We start from the raw sequence: 19,217 nt of genomic DNA, 5'->3' as shown, positions 1-19,217 counted from the left end.
AGAAGTGATGGACAGTCAGCCCATTGTCCTGGATCCCACCGGTACCGACATTCAAGGTGAGTCCGCGCGTATTGCCGAGCGCGGGCCGGTCACTCTGGTCGAGTTGCCCGGCGGTGTGCGTGCGTGGTCGGTGACCGACGCCGATTTGCTGAAGAAGCTGCTGATCGATTCGCGGGTGTCCAAGGACGCGCGCCAGCACTGGCCGGCGTTCATCAACGGTGAGGTGCCGCAGGATTGGCCGCTGTTCCTCTGGGTGGCCGTGAACAACATGTTCACCGCGTACGGCGCCGACCACCGCCGACTACGCAAGCTGGTCGCGCCCGCGTTCACGCATCGGCGCACCGAGGCCATGCGGCCGCAGATCGAGCGCATCACCAATAAGCTGCTCGACGAGCTGGCTGCCGCCGAAGGACCGGTCGATCTGCGCGAGGGATTCGCGTATCCGCTTCCGATCCAGGTGATCTCGGAGCTCATGGGCGTGCCGGAGTTCCTCAACGACGGTCTGCGCAAATGCGTCGACGGCATCTTCGACACCTCCCTCAGCCCGGAGGAGTCGCAGGCCAACTACATGGAGATGTACCGGATCCTCGGGGAACTGGTCGCTTACCGCCGTGAGCACCCCGGCGACGACATGACCAGCCTGCTGATCTCGCACCGCGACGAGGAAGACGACACCCAGCTCCAGGAACAGGAGCTCATCGACACCCTGCTGCTGGTCATCAGCGCGGGCCACGAAACCACCGTCAACCTGCTCGACCAGGCTATCCACGCGCTGCTGACCCGCCCCGATCAGCGGGCCGCCGTGGTCGAGGGCAATGTCGCCTGGTCCGATCTCGTCGAAGAGTCGCTGCGCTTCGAAGCGCCCGTCGCGCACCTGCCGTTGCGTTTCGCCGCCGACGACATCGAGATCGAGGGCGGCATCCGCATTCCCAAGGGTGACCCGATCCTGGCCTCCTACGCGGCCGCCAACCGCGACCCGAAGGTGCACGGCGAGACCGCCGCGGAGTTCGATGTGACGCGGCCGTCGAAGGATCATCTGGCGTTCGGTCACGGTGTGCACCACTGCCTGGGTGCGCCGCTGGCCCGGCTGGAAGCCCTGATCTCGCTGCCGGCCCTGTTCGAGCGTTTCCCGAACATGGCCTTCGCCGCTGATCCCACGGAGTTGGGTCACGTTGTCAGCTTCATCTCCAACGGGCACCGGGTACTGCCGGTGCATTTGAACCCGTCGGAGTAGTTCGGCGTTCGTCGCCCCTCCCGCATAATGACTGCGGGAGGGGTAGATGATCTTGCAAGAGACTCGAAGTCCGCGGCCGCTGCGGTGGGTGCTGCGCGGAGTGAGCGTTGTGGTTACTGTCGCCTGCCTGGTGGCGGTCGGGCGGTTCCTGTGGCCGCAGCCGGATCCGGCGGATCAGCCGGGCGGGACCCATCGGCAGCTGTCGTTCCTGCGCGGCGCGATCGAGGACGGCGCGGACAAACAGGCGCAGGGGCTGTTTCCCGAGGGGTACTTCTTTACCAATGCGCTCTATGGGATCGCCTGGGTGCAAGCGGGATTGAACGATCCGGCGCGGCGCGGCCAAGCACTCCGCGAATCACGGTGGGCGCTGGACAGATTGGAGTCGAAGGCGGCGAAGGCTGTTTTCGATTCGCAGTTGCGGCCCGCGTACGGGGTGTTCTGGGCGGGATGGACGAATTGGCTCCGGGGCGGTGTCCTCTCGCTGGATGGCGGCGCGGATGCCGAGTTGGTGCGGCGGTTCGAGGCAGGCAGCGCGGAGATCGCGGAGGCGTTCTCCGGTTCCGCGACGCCGTTCCTGCGGGCGTATCCGGGCCAGGCGTGGCCGGTCGATTCGACGGTGGCGATCGCCTCGCTCCGATTGCACGACCACCTGCGCGGGCCTCGCTTCGGTGCGGTGGTGGCCCGGTGGCTCGAGGCTGTCCGGCCTCGGCTCGATCCGGCGACCGGGCTACTGCCGCATGAGGTTTCGCCCGTGGACGGGTCGGTGAAAGACGGAGCCCGCGCCACCTCGCAGACGATGATCCATCGATTCCTGCCGGAGATCGATCCCGGGTTCGCACGGTCGCAATACGCGGCGTTCCGCCGCCAATTCCTCGCCTACCCAGCCGGTTTCGGTCCCGGTCTGCGCGAATATCCGCATGGTCAGGGCGGCTCGGGGGATATCGACTCCGGCCCGTTGGTGGCGGGAATCAGCCTGTCCGCCACCGTGGTCGGTCTGGGCGCTGCCCGAGTGAACGGTGACCCCGACCTGGCGGCGGCAGTGGGGTCGGAGGGGGAACTGCTGGGCCTGCCCCTCACACTGCCGGGCAGCAAGCGTTACGCCTTCGGCCTGCTCCCCATCGGCGACGCCTTCGTGGTGTGGTCGTCCACCGCCCGATTGCTCACCGCGCCCACCCCGCCCGTGCAGGACTACGACCTCCGATGGTGGTGGCGCATACCGTGGCTGATCCTGGTCGGGCTGCTGGCCATCGCACCCTGGGTCCGCCCCCTGGTTCGCCGCGCGCGCGGGAATAGGGGGCCTGCGCCTGGGTAACCAGAGGGTGTCCAGCACACCTCGAGGAGGATTGATGACGAACGGGAACACTGGGGTCGGCAGCCTGCGGAGTGTGGTTTTGGATTGTCCGGAGCCGCGCGAACTGGCCGAGTTCTACGTCGGGCTGCTCGGCGCCGAGCTGATCGAGGATGCGGAAGACGATTGGATCGTCATCGCGGACCAGGAGGGGCGGCGACTGGCATTTCAGACCGCGCCCGAGTATCGGCCGCCGCGGTTTCCCGATCCGGAAGCGTCCCAGCAGATGCACTTCGACGTTCTGGTCGACGATATCGAGAGCGCGCAGGCGCGGGTGCTACAGCTCGGCGCGCGACTGGTGCAGGCGGACACCGATGACGACTTCCGGGTGTTCGCCGATCCGGTTGGGCATATTTTCTGTCTGATATGGCTGAAGCCTCAGAGCTGAGTGAGCGCGGCCAGCAGCGCCAGCGCGGGAATGGTTCCCTGGGCGGCGGCGGCCTTCACGAATCGGCGATCGGTGCCGACCAAGACCGCGGCCGCCGCGAGCATGGAGCCGCAGCCCATGATGATCAGCGCCCAGCCGGCCGCGGGGCAGGGTCGGACCAGAAAGACGCCGACCAGAGTGCCGACAGCCAGGAAAAGGTTGTAGAAGCCCTGGTTGAACGCCCACGGCTTGACGGCTTCGAGCTCTGTGTCGTCGACCAGGAACAGACCCGCGTGCACTTTCCGGTCGGTGAACCGCAAACTCTCCAGGGTGAAGATGTAGAGGTGGATCAGGGCCGCGAGCCCCGCCAGGATCTGCACTACCGCCAGCACGAGCCCTCCTCGAATCGGTCACTCCGGCGCGGACCGCGTTGACAGCCCGGTCAGCACGGTAGCCGCGAGTTTGCGCCGCGTCCCGATGCCGCGCCGCGTGCCCATCGATGATGGCACTGTTTGCCCGGCGCCGGGCGAGGTATCCGCTGTGAGGCTGGGCGTCAGGGTGCGGCGGGTTCGGTCCAGTTGTAGGTGAGGTCGGCGGCCTGGGACCAGCGGCGGTATTCGCTGTCCCGCCGGGCGGCGGGCATGGTCGGGAGCCAGCGGCTGGCGGTGTGGCGGTTGCGGCGCAGGCCGGTCATGTCGGGCCACAGGCCGACTGCCAGGCCGGCCGCGTAGGCCGCGCCCAGGGAGACGGTTTCGGAGTAGAGCGGGCGTTCCACGGGTACGCCGAGCGAGTCCGAGATCTGTTGCATCAGTAAATTGTTGGAGGTCATGCCGCCGTCGACGCGGAGTTCGGTCAATGGGTGGCCGGAGTCGGCGTTGACGGCGTCGACGACCTCGCGGGTCTGCCAGGCGGTGGCCTCGAGGACCGCGCGGGCCAGGTGGCCTTTGGTGATGTACGAGGTGAGTCCGGCGATGACGCCGCGCGCCTCCGAACGCCAGCGTGGTGCGAACAGTCCGGAGAAGGCGGGGACCACATAGCAGCCGCCGTTGTCGTCGACGGTGCGTGCGAGCGTTTCGATTTCGGGTGCCGCGCCGATCAGGTCCAGCCGGTCGCGCAGCCACTGCACCAGGGTTCCCGTGGCGGCCATGGACCCTTCGAGGGCGTAACGCGCTGGGTCGCTGCCGATTTGGAAGGCTACGGTGGTCAGCAGCCCGTGCTTCGAATGCACCGGTGTGGTGCCGGTGTTGGTGAGCAGGAAGCTTCCGGTACCGTACGTGCACTTCGCTTCGCCCGCGTCGAAACAGGTTTGGCCGAAGAGCGCGGCCTGCTGGTCGCCGAGCGCGGCGGCGATCGGGATCCCGTGCTCTGTGTAACCGTAAATCTCCGCGTTGGAGCGGATCTCGGGCAGGATCGCGCGGGGGATACCGAAGAAGCCGAGGAGCTGCTCGTCCCAGTCCAGGGTGTGCAGGTTCATCAGCATGGTGCGGCCCGCGTTGGTCACGTCCGTGACGTGCACGCCGCCGTCCGGACCGCCGGTCAGATTCCAGATCAGCCAACTGTCCATAGTGCCGAACAGGATCTCGCCGCGCTCGGCTCGTTCCCGGAGCCGAGGTTGCTGGTCGAGAATCCACCGGATACGCGGGGCGGCAAAGTAACTCAGCAACGGTAAGCCGCAGCGCTCGGCCACGTCGGCGGCGCTGGGCTGCCGAGCCAGCTGCGCCACCAACTCCTCGGTGCGCGTGTCCTGCCAGACGATCGCATTCCCGACCGGCTTACCGGTGCGCCGATCCCACAGCACCGTCGTCTCGCGCTGATTCGCGATCCCGATCGCCAACACCTGATCGGCGGAAACTCCGGCCTTCGCGATCACCCGCCCGACAAGATTCTCGACATTCTTCCGAATCTCCACCGCATCGTGCTCGACCTGCCCGGCCGCCGGATAGAACTGCCGGTGCTCCCGCTGCGCCACCGAAACCAGTTGCCCGGCAGCGTCATACAAAATCGTCCGGCTGGAGGTGGTGCCTTGATCGATCGCCATGACAAAGCGCGCCCTGGAAGCGCGGTCAGCGTTCACCTGCTGAGGATTCACGACTGCACTCGCGGCCGTTCGGTGCCCAGGTCGCGGGAGATGGCGGCCGCGGTGCTGAGGACCAGCTCGATCAGCCTGGTGTGGACGGCCTTTTCGGTCAGGCGGTCGAGCGCGCCGACCACGCCGATCGCCCCGACGACCCGTCCGCCCGAGTCCCGGACCGGAGCGGCGACGGACGCGCGTTCGGCGGCGAATTCGCCGATGTCCTCGGCATACCCTTGACCGCGCACCCGCGCGATCGCCCCGTGCAACGCACGCGGCGCGGTCACCGTCCGTCGCGTATAGGCGAGCAGCGTTCCGGTCGTGGCGCGTTCGGCGAGGCCAGGTGTGTACGCGAGCAGCACCTTGCCCAAAGCGGTTGCGTGCAAAGGCAGTTCGATGCCGATCTGTAGGACCTGATCGCTCCCGTCAGGCCGGAACACGTGGTGCACGATCTCCACGCTGTCGCCCCGCAACGCCCCGATCCGCACCGACTCACCCGACCGCGCCGCCAGCGTGTCACCCCAGTTCATCGCGTACGACCGCAGCACATTGGCGTCGAACGGCCGCGGCGTCAGCCCGAGCGCGGCGTCCCCGATCCGATACTTTCCGGACTGCGCGTCCTGCTCGATGTACCCGACACCCTGCAACGTCCTGAGCAGCCCGTGCGCGGTCGGCTTCGGCAACCCGAGCACCGCGGCCAGCTCGCCGACCCCGATGCCGAAGGGCGCCTCGGCGACCACGTTCATGATCGCGGCGGCACGTTCGATCGACTGGATCGGTCCCGGCACACCCACCACGCTAGCGCGAAACCGTTCGACATTGTCGAACGGGGACCGTTGAAGCCCACTCCCGAGGTCCTTACGTTCGGTAATGGCTCACCCGTCCAGGGTCGGAGCCGTGTCACGGACAACGGAGAATGTGATGCCAGACCTCGTCGGAGCGGTCGACCAGGGCACCACCAGCACGCGCTTCATGGTCTTCGACCGCGCGGGCACGGTGGTCGCGCACCATCAGCTCGAACACGAGCAGATTCTGCCGCGGCCCGGCTGGGTGGAGCACAATCCGGTCGAGATCTGGGAACGCACCTCCGCCGTCATCCAGACCGCGCTGAACTCGCACGGACTGACCGCCGCGGATCTGGCCGCGCTCGGCGTCACCAATCAGCGGGAGACGACCGTCATCTGGGACCGCCGCACCGGCCGCCCGTACTACAACGCCATCGTCTGGCAAGACACCCGCACCGACCGGATCGCCGCCGAACTCGACGCCTCCGACGCCGGTCAGCTCATCCGCCATCGCGCCGGACTACCGCCCGCCACCTACTTCTCCGGCGGCAAGATCCGCTGGATTCTCGACAATGTCGAGGGCGTGCGCGCCGCCGCCGAACGGGGCGACGCCCTGTTCGGCACCATCGACAGCTGGCTGCTGTGGAACCTGACCGGCGGTGTGCGCGGGGGCGTGCACGTCACCGACGTCACCAATGCCAGCCGCACCATGTTGATGAACCTGGAAACCCTGGACTGGGACGACGACCTGCTCGCCCTGTTCGACGTGCCGCGCGCCATGCTGCCCGCCATCCGGCCGTCCTCGGATCCCACCCTCTACGGCTGTACCGCCGCGCAGGGACCGCTGGGCGGTTCGGTGCCGGTCGCCGCGGCCGTGGGCGATCAACAGGCGGCGATGATCGGGCAGGTCTGCCTGAACGCCGGCGAAGCCAAGAACACCTACGGCACCGGCAACTTCCTGCTGCTCAATACTGGTGAGGCACTGGTCCGTTCGGACAACGGCCTGCTCACCACCGTGTGCTACCAGTTCGGCGACGCCAAGCCGGTATACGCGCTGGAAGGGTCGATCGCCGTCACCGGATCCGCCGTGCAGTGGCTGCGCGACCAGCTCGGCATCATCCAGGGCGCCTCGCAAAGCGAAACGCTCGCAAGCGAAGTCGAAGATAACGGGGGCGTGTACTTCGTGCCCGCTTTCTCCGGCCTCTTCGCACCGCACTGGCGTTCGGACGCCCGCGGCGCGATCGTCGGGCTCACCCGCTACGCGACCAACGCCCACATCGCCCGCGCCACCCTAGAAGCCATCTGCTACCAGACCCGTGATGTCGCTGACGCGATGTTCAAGGATTCCGGTGTGCCGCTGGAGGTGCTGAAGGTCGACGGCGGTGTCACCGCCAACAGCCTGTGCATGCAGATCCAAGCCGATGTGCTCGGCGTCCAGGTGAGCCGGCCGATGGTGTCGGAAACCACTGCCCTCGGTGCGGCCTACGCCGCCGGTCTCGCGGTCGGATTCTGGTCCGACCCTGAGGATTTGCGGAAGAACTGGCAGGAGCGCACCCGCTGGCATCCGCACTGGACCGACGAGCAGCGCGCCGCCGGTTACGCCGGTTGGAGCAAAGCCGTCGGCCGCACCCTCGACTGGGCCCCCACCAACTAGAAAGCCTGTGTCCACCGTGAAGAAGGAAATCGAAATGCGTTCTCTGACAGCACCTGTCGCGATGAGCCCCGAGACCCGGCAGCACGCGCTCGACACCATGGCCGGCACTGAGCTCGACGTACTGGTGATCGGCGCCGGCGTGGTCGGCGCGGGCGCGGCGCTCGACGCCGTCACCCGAGGCCTGACCGTCGGCCTGGTCGAGGCTCGCGACTACGCCTCCGGAACCTCCAGTCGCTCTTCGAAACTCGTGCACGGCGGGCTGCGTTACCTCAAGCAGCTCAACTTCCGCCTCGTCTTCGAGGCACTGCGCGAACGCAAGCTGATCCTGGAAACCCTTGCGCCGCACCTGGCCAAGCCCGTCGAGTTCATCTACCCGCTGGAGAAGCCGGTCATCGACCGCGCCTGGGTCGGGACCGGCGTCGGGGTCTACGACGTGCTCGGCGCAGGCCGCGGCGTCCCGTCGCATTTCCGGCATCTGGGCAAGAAGAAGACCATGCAGCGCTTCCCGGGCGCCAAGCGCGGCACCGTGCGCGGCGGCGTCAGCTTCTACGAAGGCCAGCTCGACGACGCCCGCCACACCATGATGCTCTCGCGCACCGCCGCCTCGCACGGCGCGCTGGTCGCCTCCAGCGCCCGCGTCGTCGACTTCCTGCGGGACAGTGGCCGCGTCGTCGGCGCGCTGGTACAGGACCTGGAGACCGGCCGTAAGTTCGAGGTGCGCGCAAAGCGCGTCGTCAACGCGGCCGGCGCCTGGACCGATGAGCTCCAGGAAATGCTGGGCGGCGCAAGCCAATTCAAGATCAAGGCGTCCAAGGGCGTGCACATCGTGGTGCCCCGCGACCGAATCGACTCCGAAACCGGTCTCATCACCGAAACCGAGAAGAGCCTGCTGTTCGTCATCCCGTGCCCGTGGAGCGACGACCACTGGGTCATCGGCACCACCGACACCGGCTGGGACCACGACCTCGCCCACCCCGCCGCCACCCGCGCCGACATCGATTACATTCTGGCCCAGGTGAACCGGCTCCTGGAAACCCCCATCGATCACGACGACATCGTCGGCGTCTACGCCGGCCTGCGCCCCCTGCTCGCCGCCGGCGATTCCAATCAGACCGCCAAACTCTCCCGCGAACACGCCGTCGTCCGCCCGGTCCCCGGCCTCGTCATCGTGGCCGGCGGCAAATACACCACCTACCGCGTCATGGCGAAGGACGCCATCGATCTCGCCGTCGCCGACCTGCCCGGCCGAGTCGCCAAGTCCTGCACCGAACGCGTCCCCCTCGTCGGTGCCCACCAGTACCGCGAACTGTCGCTCTCCCGCGCCCGCCTGGCCGAAGTCTTCGACGTCGACATGGAAACCGTCGACCACCTCCTCGGCCGCTACGGTAGCGCCGTCACCGAGCTCCGCGAACTCATCGACACCACTCCGGAACTCGCTGCCCGCCTAGGCAACTCGCGCTACCTCAAGGCCGAAATCGTCTACGCCGTAACCCACGAAGGCGCCCTCCACCTCGACGACATCCTCGCCCGCCGCACCCGCCTGTCCGTCGAAACCGGGGCTCGCGGAATGGACATCGCCCCCGAAGTAGCGCACCTGGTTGCCCCGTACCTCGGTTGGGACGAGGGACAAATCGCCCGCGAGATCAAGGTGTACCGGCTGCGCGTGGAAGCCGAACTGGCGTCCAACATGCAGCCAACCGACGAGGAAGCCGACGCCATCCGCGTCTCCGCCCCGGATTCCCGCGAATCCTTCGGCTTCCCGATGGAGGAATCGGTCTCCGTCTGACTCCCGCACCCTGAAATCGAGCCCCGGACCAGGTCCGGGGCTCGATCTTCGAGGCTAACCTTCAGCAATCGGCAAGTCGGGACACTGCTTGACGTAGGGGATCTCGGGGGAATCGGACACCCATTCTTTCCACTGCTGATGACTCATGTTCGACGACAGCTTGGCGCAGAGGTCGCTCGGCGTGGGGATACGCCAGGTGCGCACAGTTGTCGTGTCGGATTCGAAATTATTGCTGTAGACGGACATCGTGTTGCCCGTGATATCGAAGCTGACGAATCGGGGCTCTTCGAGATCGCGGAATGTGGGTCCGATCTTGTTCCCAGACCGGGTATCCCACAGGCGTAGGGCACGATCGACTCCGATAGTCGCTGCCAAACGCCCATCCGGGCTGAGCGCGACCAATGGCATCCCGCCCGAGCTTCTCAGCCCGACATCACCGACCAAAGCCACACCCAACGAAGTCTGCAGCGGCAAATCGAGCAGCGTCAGAGCGAGACCGTCGAAGCCGACGCTGAGCTGTCCATCCGAGCTGATGGCATGCTTTCCGAAGTTTGAGGTGCTGAGCAACTGGACCCGAACGGAGCTGTCGCCGATCTTCCAAGGGGCGAGTGCGGACACTGTGGCGTCCGTTCCGCTGGGTGTGAACGCGATCAGAACCGTACCGTCATTGGTGAGGGCGATCTCGGAGAGGAACTTGTCCACCCGGCGAGTGTCGAGAAGGGTGCCGGTATCGGTATTCCACAGCCGCAGGATGGAACCGGTGACCGTTCCGTCTTCCTGGCTCTCCTGCGCACAGGTGATCATCGAGTTCCCCGCAGGTGCGACTACCGCGCCACAGGTCCGCCACTGAGTGTCCGAACGTCCGGTCGGCATGGTTATCGGTGTACCCACCGGTTCGTTGATTGTGGTGTCCCACATACGGACTATGCCGTCCGGCGTTGCTGTCGCGAGCCATCGCCCGCTGGCACCGATTGCTACGATTGAGTTCGGCAACGTCCTCTGTCGTGGTTCACCGCTATCGACGAGCCACGTCCGGATCGTTCCGTCTCGGCTCGCGGAGATGACGTGCTCGTCGTCTGCGCTGAATGCGATGCCGGAGACATTGTCGGTGTGCCCATACAGGGGACTGCCTATCTGACGGAGAGTCCGGACGTCCCAGATGCCGATTACCCCGCCTTGCCCACCGATGACCACCCTGCTTCCGTCATGACTGAACGCGACAGCCGCGCCGTCGCAATTGCCTCCTCCGCCGCCGCTGGTGCTCTCGTTGCCGAAGGGCTCCCCGATCCGCGTGCCGTCATGGACATTCCACAATTGAATTGAGCCGAGCAAATCAGTGGAAGCCAGCGTCGTGCCGTCTGGACTGATCGCGATGCAGTGCGCGCCCGCATCGTCGAACGAATGGATCGGCTCTCCTGTCGCGGTCGACAGGACCTGAATGGAGCTCTGTCTGAGCACTGTCAACCGTGTGCCATCGGGGGTCATCGCCAAGCTGCCGGGCGTTTCGCTGGAGTCGACATGCTCCTGCCGCACTACCGTCGGGGCTCCGCCGACCGGATCCCAGATTCGGATGTCAACGGTTGCCACGTAGGTGTCTTCAAGGTCCCAGCGGCTTTGCGCCAGGACGACACGGCCACTGTCGGCGCTGAAGGAGGCCGACGAAACTTGCTCCAGCGTGTTCAGCGGCAGGGCGGAACCGATTCGGACGCCGGTTCTTCGATCTCTAACCTCGACTGAAGTCGCGTTCCCCTGGGGTGTCTCGGATCGACTGATCAACAGCCGTGTTGAGTCAGGGCTGATGGCGAGAATCTGCTCGCCTGCATTGATATTGGAGACGTTTGTCAGATTCAGCCGCGCACTTCCCACTCCGACGACTGCCGCAGCGGCCTCGGGTCGATCCGGTGCGAGCTCCGAAGCAACGAGAGCTTGCTGGATGGCGCGAATGTCGTTGGCCGCAAATCCCTCCGTGAGCATGCTTCTCGCCTCCGCCGCCAGACGAAGCGCTACACCCAGACGAGTCTCGGCCACCGCCCGTGCTTCCGCGTCGCGTGCTCGTTTCAGGAAGACGCCCGCTGTGCCTGCCAGCACCAAGGCGATCACCATGGCCAGGGCCAGCACCCGTGAGCGGGTGCGCAGTGACGAGGCGTATTCCTGGGCCGCCTCGAGTTCTGCCCGCTGGCGTCGCGCTTCGGCTTCCGCGCGCGCAGTCTCACGCTGCCGTGAGACGTTGAGGTACTTGCGGATACGCTTGAGTCTGTTTTCGAATCCGGTTGTGGCGGCAAGTTTTTCGGCGTCCGCCAGGCGGGCTCCGGAGAGCAGCCAGGCCTCGTTGTGTTCCTCACTCTCCCATTCGGCCGCGGCCAACTCCAGGCGATCGGCGGTTTTGAGGTCTTCGGCCTGCTCACGCAGCCAGCTCGCCAGTGCCTCCCATTGGCGTAGCAGGCTTTCCAGCGCGACTTCGACGGTGGTGTCCGCGCCGACCCGGTCCTTCACCAGGAGCCGTCGGTCGACGAAACTATCCAGGAGCGTGTGGGTTTCGGCTGGTAGGTCATCCCAGTGGGCGATGCGGCGCAGGGGCTGGTCGTTGCCGGGGTTGATGGTCGCCAGCCAGGGGATGAAAGCCTGGTGGAGCAGGTCGAGTTCGTGTTCGCGCCGGTGGGGATCGGCGGAAAGTATTGCGTCGATTTCGGATTGGACGACACTGCCGATACCGCCCATGGCGGTGTAATGGTCGACGGTGAGGGTGCCGTTGTCGCGGTAGTCGCGGTAGAGGCGCTCGAGGGTCAGGGCGAGCAAAGGGAGGGTGTCCGCGCCGCCGCCCGCGCAGTCGGCGAGTAAGCGGTCGACGAGTTCAGTGGTCAGGTCCAGTGGGTTGCCCGCGGCGGTGGCGCGGCGGGCGGGACCGGCGATGATCTCGTGGAATCGCGTGGGCGGCAGGGGTTTCAGTTCGTCGAAGACGACCGTGTCGAGGCCCGCGAGTTCGGGGGCGCATTGGAACGCCTCATAGCGGTCGGTGCGGGTGGTGAGGATGACGATCATCGGAGCGCCGCCCTCGATGAGACGCGCGATGAGCTCGAGCAGCCGAGTGCCTTCAGTGCCGGCGTCGACGCCGAACAGTTCCTCTGCCTGGTCGATCGGCAGCACCAGTGTGGGACCAGGCGCCTCTACGTCGCGGTCGAGCACGCGTTCCTGGGCGACACTTTGTATCTCGTCGAGCAACTCGCGGATACGGTCGACATCGTCCTCGCCCAGTACGGCTTTGATCTCGCCGAGAGTGGCGGCGGTCGAGCCCGGAGTGGCGGTGCTCGAGCCTTGACGAATTCGGGTGCCATGCAGGGAGGCAGCGAAACCTCTTGCGCCGGTGAGTGCTTGCCGCTCCGGCCGGAGGATGTCGAGCACGACGAAATGGCGATCGTCCCGTTCCAGCCGGGGGAGCACCCCGGCCCGCAAGAACGAGGACTTCCCGCTGCCGGACGGCCCCAGCACCGCCAGAATCGATTTGGCGCGGTTCGCACGCATGGTGCGCAGGCTGTCCATCGCATGCAAGATCTGGGTGTCGCGCCCGAAATACACCGCGGCGTCGACCGCTTCGAAGGGCTGCCAGCCCCGGTACGGCGAGCGCCGCGGATCCGCCGGAGGCGGCCACGGGAAATACTCCGTCCCGATACCGGCCGCCCGCATCCCTTTCAACAGCTGCCGGAGTCCGGCGGTCCGGAAAACCACGGTCTCACCGCTACCGTCGAGCTCGATCTCGGTGCCCGCCCCATCCCCGAACAGATCGCACCGCTGCCACTCGCGAGTGATGTCCGTCGCCGTCTTCTCCAACCGCGCAACGAATATCAGCTTTCCCGCATCCTCAGCGGTCCGATACTCGACCCCACACTCCCGCGACAGCTGCCACTTCTCGGACAACAGGCAGATAACCGCCTCACACCGACTCCCAGCCCGCCGCAGCGCATCCTTCCACCGATAACCAACCGGCAATCCAGCTTCCGGATCGATATCGAGAAAGATCTCCTCCCGCAAATCCGGCTGCTGCTCCACCAGCCACTGCCGCAACGCCCGCGCCGCCACATTGTCCGCACTGGAATGACTCAGAAACACCCGCCCCATGCCGAGATCATAAGCGCTCCACCACCTCCACCCCCGCCCGAATGGGACACGGCCGAGCCAGGCAAGAGCGACCGGGTCCAATGTCGACAAAGTCTGTTGCGGCAGATCGTGCAGAGTCGAAGTGCGACCGTCGAACTCAACGGTGAGCTACGCCCGGTGTAGATGCGTGGCATGCGGAAATGCACTCTGTGCCATTCGGTGCGGTGTGGGAGACATGTGGCTTGGGCCTGTACGAAGTGCGGACGCTGTGCCAGGCGACGGTTACCTCAGCAGTCGTGGGCAGTGCTGTGGCAGAGCTGGTCACAGCGCGGGGAGTGGCTGCACCCGTGCGATCGCCGCTGTGTGGTGACGGCGCGGTCTGTGCGGCCGAGGAGGTTCGGCCCGGGCATCACCAACGCAGTGGCTGCGAGAGTGCAGTGAGTGCCATTTCGGGTGGCGTGTGCGGCAGGGATCCTGACACCGGGTGTTGCCGGACGGTAGGCCAGGATTGGCTGGTGGACGAGTTGAGGGACGCCGCGGATGCGTTCGGGCGTGGGGAAGTGGCCAGGGCGGATCTGCCGATGATCGCGGCGCACGCGCTGGTGCGAGGGGTGGATTCGCCGGCGTTGTGTGAGCTTGCGGGGGTGCATCGCGATGACGGTGCGGAGGCGGGCGAGTTGTTTCGGGCCGCGCTGGTCGAATTGGGAGTGTTGGCGGCCGGTGAAGTCGATTGGCCTGGTAGTTCGACGAAGGTTCTGGTGCGCCGGGTGCGGTACTACGCGGAGAAGTTGGTTGGGGGTGAAGGGTGTCCGGCGTCCCACAGTGGACCTATCGCCGCGTACCTATACGAGCTCATACGGTTCGGTGAGCCATGGGAGTCGGCGCTGAACGATCTGTTCTACGACTTCGAGTTCGCGAACGTCGATTGGGATGAGTATCCGGAGGACCGGGAACGCTTGTCCATTCGAATGCGCGAGGCTGCTGTGAAGCTGCTCGAAGGGCCGCTTGATAACTGCTGACATGCCGGTCGGCGAACCCCGAACCTGCCCCACGCGAAACTTCGGTGTTGGTTCGTCAAGTGGGACATGGGCGAGGCGAACGGCGAGTGAGGGCCTCCGTGGTGTCCCACTTTGTCTGGTTGGGCTGGAGGCCGAGTAGGCCTCGATGGTGTGCCGACCCTGTGGGGCGTTGGCCGAAGATGTTTCGTGGGCCACACTCACTCAGCGGTCTGTATCGTGGATTGCGATTCGGATTATGGCTACTTGAGAATTATCTTCATCGTTCTGGACCTGATCTCGCAGAATGTTCACACTCATGGGTGTAGTGCCCGGCTCCACCGGGGCTGTCCAATCCACTGAGTGTCAGGAGTTGTTGTGAAGATCGGGGTGCCTCGCGAGGTCAAGAATCACGAGTACCGGGTGGCTTGTACGCCGGCGGGGGTGCGGGAGCTTGTCGCTCGGGGGCATGAGGTGGTTGTCGAGACGGGGGCCGGGGTGGGGTCGGGGTTCGAGGATGCGGCGTATTCGTATGTGGGGGCGCGGGTGCTGGGGTCGGCGGATGAGGTGTGGGGGAGTTCGGACCTGGTTTTGAAGGTGAAAGAGCCGGTGGCGCAGGAGTATTCGCGGATGCGGGCGGGGCAGGTGCTGTTCACGTATCTGCATCTGGCGGCGTCGAAGGAGTGCACGGACGCGTTGCTGAGCTCGGGGATCACGTCGATTGCCTATGAGACGGTTACGGCTCGGGACGGGTCGCTGCCCTTGCTGGCGCCGATGAGTGAGGTGGCGGGGCGGTTGGCGCCGCAGGCGGGGGCGTACCACCTGATGCGCAGTGAAGGCGGGCGCGGTGTGCTGATGGGTGGGGTGCCCGGGGTGCGGCCCGCCAAGGTCGTGGTGCTGGGCGCCGGGGTGGCGGGGCGGAACGCGATCGCTGTCGCGCTCGGGATGCACGCGGAGGTGACGGCGCTGGATGTGAATATCGCGCGGTTGCGGGAGATCGATGAACAGTACCGGGGGCATGTGCGGACCATCGCGTCCAATGGGCAGGAAGTGGAGACCACGGTGCGGGAAGCCGATCTGGTGATCGGGGCGGTGCTGGTGCCCGGGGCGAAGGCGCCGACGCTGGTGCCCAATGAGCTTGTGGCGCAGATGAAGCCGGGGTCCGTGCTGGTGGACATCGCGATCGATCAGGGCGGCTGCTTCGCGGATTCCCGGCCGACCACCCACGCGGAGCCGACCTATCAGGTGCACAACTCGGTGTTCTACTGCGTCGCGAATATGCCCGGGGCGGTACCGAATACGTCCACGGTGGCACTCACCAATGCCACGCTGCCCTATGTACTGGAGCTGGCGGACAAGGGCTGGCGGGCGGCTGTCACCGCCGACGCCGGGCTCGCAGCCGGTCTGAGCACGCACGCGGGCAAGCTGCTCTCGGAGTCGGTTGCCACCGCGCACGGCTACTCGGTCGGCACCATGGTCGCCGCCTGACGCGAGCTGTAGCCGGGCCGCCTGGATGAGAGCTGTAGTCGGGGCAGCCTGACGCGAGTTGAGGTCGTCGCCTGTCCTACGGCGAAAACATGTCCAACTCTGAGTGGCCAACTGCCGCGATGTCGCTCAGAGTTGGACAACTACTCATCCAACCAGCCGGTGATCAGTGCTGGGCGAGTGTGGTGCGCGGTCGCAGGTGCTCGAAGATCAGGATGGTTTCGGTTGAGGACACCGCCGGGTGTGCACTGAGGTGCTCCAGTACGAATCCGCGCAGCTCATCGGTGTCGGCCGTGGCCACATGAATCAGATAATCGTCCCCGCCGGCGATGAAGTAGACGTTCAGCACCTCTTGCAGAACCGACAGCTGCTGTCCGAATTCGGCCAGGTGCTTGCGCGAATTGCTGTGCAGGCGAACCGAAATCATGGCTTGCAGGCCGCGACCCAGCGCCCCGGGATCGATCTCGGCGTGGAATCCGCGGATGACGCCGCGCTCCACCAGCGAACGCACCCGCCCGAGGCAGGTGGACGGCGCGATCCCGGCCGCCGCGGCCAGCGCGTTGTTGGTCATGCGCCCGTCCCGCGCGAGATGGTCGAGCAGCACCCGATCGATGTCATCGATCGGCACCGGGGTGCGGGGCCGATTCGGCGCGGGCGGTAAACCCGCCGCCGACACTGCGCCGCGCCGCCGCTCGGTCCTGCCATGTTCGCTCACAGACGTCACGCTACCGAAAATGATTCGCCAGGATGCGCGGACTTCGAATCATTGTTCATATGCTCGAGCTGAGTCGATAGATATTCGCTATCAGACGCCGTGAACCGCATTGGTCCCCAGTACCGCCATGCGTTGGCATGCCGGAATCGCGGCGTTAGGATCGACGCCGTGGACACCACCTATTGGCACGCAGTCACGCCGCCCCCGGTCGCCTGACCGGGCGCATTCGCGGTAAATCCATGCCGAGCCCTGTCGCCGACCGTTAGGTCCGCGGGGCCTTGTTCGTGCGCCCGTTTCGAATCCAATCCCTTTCGGAATTCGAGAACGGAAGTTCACGACTGTGTCCAACAACGTCCGCACCATCTCTGTCGAAACACCCCGGGGCTCCGCGCCGATCCTCGCTGCCTCGGTCCTGTGGGGCACCACCGGAACCGCCGGCTCCTTGGCTCCGCCCGGCGCCGCGGCCGCGGCCGTCGGTTCGGCGGGCCTCGCCCTCGGCGGCGTGCTGTTGTTCCTGGCCGGCGACCCGCGACGGGTCCTGACCTACTCGCGTGCGGAGTGGCGGCTGCTCCTGCTCGGCGCGGTCGCGGTGGCGGGGTATCCGGTCACCTTCTACCCGGCGGTGGCACGCACCGGCGTGGCCGTCGCGACAGTCGTAGCGCTGTGCGGCGCACCGGTTTTCGCCGGTGCGCTGGCATGGGCGACGGGACGTTCGCGCCCGGCCGCCCGCTGGGTCGTAGCCACCGTGACCGCGGTATTCGGCTGCGGCGCCTTGGTTCTGGGCCCGCAGCTGACTGGCGGCACCGCCGCCGTCGACCTGCTCGGTATCGGTCTCGCCGCACTGGGCGGCTTCGCGTACGTCGTCTACTCCCTGGTCGGCGGTGAACTCATCACCCGTGGCCATGCCTCCGGCTCGGTGATGGGCGTGATGTTCGGCGCCGCAGGGCTTCTCGTGCTCCCGGTCGTGCTGTGCACCGGCACCGCCTGGCTGACCGATCCCCGCGGCACGCTCGTGGCGCTGCACCTTGCGGTATTCACGGTCTTCCTCGCCTACCGCCTCTTCGGTTACGGCCTGCGCCACACCACCGTCGCGGCGGCGACCACGCTGACCCTCGCCGAGCCCGCCGTCGCGGCGGTACTCGGCGTCACGGTCGTCGGGGAACGCCTGCCGTTCGTATCGTGGTGTGGCTTAGGGGTTCTCGCGTCGGGACTGGTCTTTCTCAGTCTTTCGCCAAAGTCCCGGTAGCCGGTGCGGGGCCGGTCTGTTCGAGCTTGGAATGGGTGCGGGAGTAACCGAGGTAGATCACCAGTCCGACGACCAGCCAGGCCCCGAATCGCAGCCAGGTCTCCCACGGCAGCGACAGCATCAGCCACACTGAGGCGATCACGCCGATGATCGGAATCACCGGCATGAAAGGAAGTTTGAACGTGCGGACCGCGTCGGGACGGCGGTAGCGCAACACGATGACCGCGATGCACACCACCACGAACGCCATCAGGATGCCGATATTGGTGAGTTCGGCGACGGTGTTGATCGGCAGCAGACCGGCCAGGACCGCCGAGCCGATGCCCACGATCCAGGTGACCCGGGTCGGAACCTTGCGCACCGGATGGGTTTTCGCGAACCACTCCGGCAGCAGCCCGTCGCGGCTCATCGCGAACCACACGCGGGTGACACCGAGCATGAAGGTCAGCACCACGGTGATGATGCCGACGATGGCGCCGACCGCGATGATGTTGGCGACGCTGGGCATGCCGACGGCCTTGAAGGCGCTGGAGAACCCGCTTTCCGGGTCGATCTCGGTGTACTTCTGCATGCCGGTCAACACCAGCGTCGCCAGCACGTACAGCACCATCGCGATGGCCAGCGAGTAGATGATCGCCTTGGGCAGATGCTTGCGGCCGTCGACGGACTCCTCGGCTGCCGTGCTCATCGCGTCGTATCCGAAGACCGCGAAGAAAACCGTTGCGGCGCCGGTGAATACGGCGGCGGTGCCGAACGGGAAGTACGGGGTGTAGTTGGCGCTGTCGATGTGGAAGACGCCGAGCACGATGATCAGCAGCACCAGCGCCACCTTGATGCCGACCGCCACCGTCTCGAACCGGCCGACGCTGCGGATGCCGCGCGAGAGCAGCCACGCGGTACCCAGGCAGAACAGCACCGCGAACACGTCGACCACGCGCCCGTCCTCGGTGCCGTAGGCGCCCAGCATCCAGGTGGGCAGGTCGATGTCGACCTGTTCGAGCAGGAACTTGAAGTATCCGGAGACGCCGATCGCGACCACCGCCGCCACCGCCACATATTCCAGCAGCAGGTCCCAGCCGATGAACCAGCCGCCGATCTCCCCGAGCGCCACGTACCCGTAGGTGTAGGCCGACCCGGCCTTGGGGATCATGCCCGCGAATTCGGCGTAGCAGAGTGCGGCCGCGGCGCTGGCCACGCCGGCGATCAGGAACGAGATCAGCACCGCGGGCCCGGTGACCGAGTGCGCGACCGACCCGGCGAGTGCGAAGATGCCCGCGCCGATGATGCCGCCGACGCCGATCGCCGTGAGCTGCCACAGGCCGAGGTGTTTGGCCAGGCGCTCGTCGGCGGGGATCTCGTCCTCGATCTCCTCGATGGGTTTACGGCGCAGCATCTGACGGCGCATATCGGCGTTGAGCATGCGATTCCTTTCGATCACT

Annotated in this window: 14 protein-coding genes; 8 read left to right on the top strand and 6 right to left on the bottom strand. The window is 66.3% G+C overall.

What is annotated here, in order from left to right; all coding sequences use genetic code 11:
* Nucleotides 1–7: 7 nt before the first annotated feature.
* The 3 genes from AB0M14_RS27420 to AB0M14_RS27410 are packed head-to-tail and all read left to right on the top strand — an operon-like array spanning nt 8 to nt 2,970.
* The gene (locus AB0M14_RS27420) at nt 8–1,234 is read left to right on the top strand and encodes a cytochrome P450 (RefSeq protein ID WP_364999725.1); all 1,227 of its coding nucleotides are present in this window, start codon (nt 8–10) and stop codon (nt 1,232–1,234) included.
* A 46-nt stretch (nt 1,235–1,280) separates the two neighbouring features.
* Nucleotides 1,281–2,546: a hypothetical protein gene (locus tag AB0M14_RS27415; RefSeq protein ID WP_364999723.1), complete on the top strand. Its 1,266-nt coding sequence runs from the start codon at nt 1,281–1,283 to the stop codon at nt 2,544–2,546.
* Between the two features lie 7 nt (nt 2,547–2,553).
* Complete coding sequence (locus tag AB0M14_RS27410) at nt 2,554–2,970, top strand: VOC family protein (protein ID WP_364999721.1); 417 nt, start codon at nt 2,554–2,556, stop codon at nt 2,968–2,970.
* Here AB0M14_RS27410 and AB0M14_RS27405 read toward each other — a convergent pair.
* From AB0M14_RS27405 to AB0M14_RS27395, 3 genes are all read right to left on the bottom strand, one after another.
* A complete protein-coding gene (locus AB0M14_RS27405; protein WP_364999719.1) occupies nt 2,961–3,341 on the bottom strand; it encodes a DUF1304 domain-containing protein in 381 nt (126 codons plus the stop codon). The genes AB0M14_RS27410 and AB0M14_RS27405 overlap by 10 nt on opposite strands.
* 161 nt (nt 3,342–3,502) lie before the next feature.
* Nucleotides 3,503–5,023 carry a glycerol kinase GlpK gene (glpK, locus tag AB0M14_RS27400; RefSeq protein ID WP_364999717.1) on the bottom strand — a complete coding sequence of 507 codons (1,521 nt, stop codon included), beginning with the start codon at nt 5,021–5,023 and terminating at the stop codon, nt 3,503–3,505.
* 11 nt (nt 5,024–5,034) lie between these two features.
* Nucleotides 5,035–5,808, bottom strand: a complete 774-nt coding sequence (locus AB0M14_RS27395) for an IclR family transcriptional regulator (protein WP_364999715.1) — start codon at nt 5,806–5,808, stop codon at nt 5,035–5,037.
* A 133-nt stretch (nt 5,809–5,941) separates the two neighbouring features.
* On the opposite strand from AB0M14_RS27395, the gene glpK (AB0M14_RS27390) reads away from it, so the two are divergent.
* Nucleotides 5,942–7,459, top strand: coding sequence for a glycerol kinase GlpK (gene glpK / locus AB0M14_RS27390; RefSeq protein ID WP_364999713.1), 1,518 nt, complete (start codon nt 5,942–5,944; stop codon nt 7,457–7,459).
* 34 nt (nt 7,460–7,493) lie between these two features.
* A complete protein-coding gene (locus AB0M14_RS27385; protein WP_364999711.1) occupies nt 7,494–9,245 on the top strand; it encodes a glycerol-3-phosphate dehydrogenase/oxidase in 1,752 nt (583 codons plus the stop codon).
* 54 nt (nt 9,246–9,299) lie between these two features.
* On the opposite strand, the gene AB0M14_RS27380 is transcribed toward AB0M14_RS27385, so the two are convergent.
* Nucleotides 9,300–13,358 (bottom strand): TIR domain-containing protein, encoded by a 4,059-nt coding sequence (locus tag AB0M14_RS27380; protein WP_364999709.1) that lies wholly within the window; start codon nt 13,356–13,358, stop codon nt 9,300–9,302.
* A gap of 494 nt (nt 13,359–13,852) precedes the next feature.
* On the opposite strand from AB0M14_RS27380, the gene AB0M14_RS27375 reads away from it, so the two are divergent.
* Both AB0M14_RS27375 and ald read left to right on the top strand, forming a co-directional pair.
* Entirely contained in the window at nt 13,853–14,356 is a 504-nt protein-coding gene (locus tag AB0M14_RS27375; protein ID WP_364999707.1) for a hypothetical protein, read from the top strand.
* Between the two features lie 354 nt (nt 14,357–14,710).
* Nucleotides 14,711–15,820 (top strand): alanine dehydrogenase, encoded by a 1,110-nt coding sequence (gene ald / locus AB0M14_RS27370; protein WP_364999706.1) that lies wholly within the window; start codon nt 14,711–14,713, stop codon nt 15,818–15,820.
* A gap of 163 nt (nt 15,821–15,983) precedes the next feature.
* Here ald and AB0M14_RS27365 read toward each other — a convergent pair whose 3' ends face one another.
* Nucleotides 15,984–16,493: an Lrp/AsnC family transcriptional regulator gene (locus AB0M14_RS27365; protein ID WP_365000493.1), complete on the bottom strand. Its 510-nt coding sequence runs from the start codon at nt 16,491–16,493 to the stop codon at nt 15,984–15,986.
* A 379-nt stretch (nt 16,494–16,872) separates the two neighbouring features.
* Here AB0M14_RS27365 and AB0M14_RS27360 point away from each other — a divergent pair, with 379 nt between their 5' ends.
* On the top strand, nt 16,873–17,778 hold the full coding sequence (locus tag AB0M14_RS27360; RefSeq protein WP_364999704.1) for an EamA family transporter: 906 nt from the start codon (nt 16,873–16,875) through the stop codon (nt 17,776–17,778).
* Here AB0M14_RS27360 and AB0M14_RS27355 read toward each other — a convergent pair.
* Nucleotides 17,753–19,198, bottom strand: coding sequence for an amino acid permease (locus AB0M14_RS27355; RefSeq protein ID WP_364999702.1), 1,446 nt, complete (start codon nt 19,196–19,198; stop codon nt 17,753–17,755). The two genes, AB0M14_RS27360 and AB0M14_RS27355, sit on opposite strands and share 26 nt — an antisense overlap.
* Between the last annotated feature and the right edge of the window lie 19 nt (nt 19,199–19,217).

Origin of the sequence: Nocardia sp. NPDC051832 (assembly GCF_040681285.1) — a bacterium.
Classification (GTDB): domain Bacteria; phylum Actinomycetota; class Actinomycetes; order Mycobacteriales; family Mycobacteriaceae; genus Nocardia.
This window is presented reverse-complemented; position numbering and strand designations above follow the sequence as displayed.